The sequence below is a fragment of the Streptomyces sp. NPDC045701 genome (genome assembly GCF_056432045.1).
On the sequence record NZ_JBWKJV010000189.1, the window covers coordinates 1 to 1,741 of the forward strand.

The following is a 1,741-nucleotide window of genomic DNA, read 5'->3' on the forward strand; positions in this document are numbered from 1 at the left end:
TCACCAACGGCAACAAACCCACCACCATCACCCTCGACAAAAACACCATCACACCCCCCGCCCCCCTCAAAGAAAACATCAACGGCGTCCAGATGACCGCTAACAACGCCACCCAGAAACCCGGGGGGCTCGTCCCCGCGGGCATGCCGCGCGCCAATGGCCTTGACCAGGAGCCGATGGACATCAGGATCACCCCCACCAGCTCTCAGGAGGAAGAACTGCCCGGGTCCCACGAGGCATACCAGCGGCTGTACTTCCGGGACACCGACACCGGCCAGGTAATCACCGGACTCGTCGACCCCGAGCACCCCGGGCAGTACACCTCCGTCACCTCGCACCGCGGGGCCTACCCAAACGACGGCCAGCAAGCCATGAGCGCCAGCTCCGCTAACTACCGGGCTTACCTCACGACCACCAACGCGGCCCAGCGGCGGGTCACCGCCGTCCTGCATACAGGGCCGCAAGGTGCCCGCATCTCCAGCGGCGTCGCCATCCAGGGAAACGTCCTCACACCCACAACCGCTCCTGGAAGCAGCGGTAGCCTCATCCAGCTGGCCAATTGTGCAGAAGGCGCCTGCAGCCTCACTGCCCCCACCACCACCCGCCCCGCCCTATTCGCCCACAGGTCACCAGTCCCCCGCATCGGACTGCAGCTCAATGCCTACGCGACAATCTCCACACACAGCCTTCCTCTGTACGCCCCGGAAAGCCAGAAACTCCCCCTCGGTGCCACCCTCAAACGGGCCCCCGTCACCACCACGCACAACAGCGCGACAGTAAACGGCAGCGACTTCAACAGCTACCCCGGCAACTACGAAGGCGACAAAATCTACACTGCTCTCGTCACCCACGGAGACAGCATCAATGCCGACAACATCATCGCAGCCCGCTGACCTCCGTCATATACCGCAGGTCCGTCCCTAGCGACGTGGTGTCGACAGCATGTGCTGTGCAGACCGTGACATGAAGTGAGCCGTACGGGTTGGGAAGGTTGTGAAGCGATCCCTGGCCCGTACGGCGCTCTCGCATCGTATCTGCACCGGCATCTCGCGGGACCACCTCGGCAAGGGCGTCTCCGGGCTGGCCATGCCCTGGATGGCGCGGGAGGCAGCCCGGCTGGATAAGCGCCGAGGTCACACGACGGCCAGGAGCACGCGGTCAAGTGAACCGGTCCGACTTCTCTGCCGAGAGTGAACCAGCAAGTCGTCATTCCCGCCTCGGCGACCGCGTACCGAGGGCTTCGCGCCAGTGGCTCCCGCCCGGGCCAGACGGGTCGGCCACGCAGAAGTTCTCCCGGCGGGTGACCCATTCCAGGCTCCGCAGGGCGGACTGGGTGGCCAGGGGGATGGAGGACTTCTTCTCGTCCCAGACGCCGAAGGTCTTCCCGGCGGGGAAGCCTGCCTTCTGGCGGCGGGCGGCGTGCATCGCGGCATCCCGGTCGGCGGCTTCCTCAGCCAGCAGCACGCGTACCAGTCCGGCCGGATCCCACCGCTGGGCCCGGGCAGTGGGGATCAGCTCGGTCAGCTGCCTCCTCAGGTGCGGCAGTCGCAGACGCCGGGTCAGCTCGATCGCCTCGTCCAGTGCGTCCCCTGGCCGGGCCGGCGGGAACGTGTGGCGGGGATACTCACGCGGTCTCCTCCCCGGGTCTTGAGTTCTAGCGGTCGTCGCAACACCCCAGTGCATAGGGGTGCTCGATGGAGTTCGAGATCCGTAAGGACCGGACGAAGCCGCAGGGCAGGAA

Annotated in this window: 2 protein-coding genes; one reads left to right on the forward strand and one right to left on the reverse strand. The window is 66.1% G+C overall.

The window, feature by feature from the left end:
* Window positions 1-893 (forward strand): hypothetical protein (locus AC07DW_RS34325; RefSeq protein WP_478861506.1); only part of this gene is annotated, 893 nt, incomplete at its 5' end.
* A 313-nt stretch (window positions 894-1,206) separates the two neighbouring features.
* Here the strand turns inward: AC07DW_RS34325 and AC07DW_RS34330 are convergent.
* Window positions 1,207-1,683, reverse strand: coding sequence for an ATP-binding protein (locus tag AC07DW_RS34330; RefSeq protein WP_478861507.1), 477 nt, complete (start codon window positions 1,681-1,683; stop codon window positions 1,207-1,209).
* Window positions 1,684-1,741: the final 58 nt, after the last annotated feature.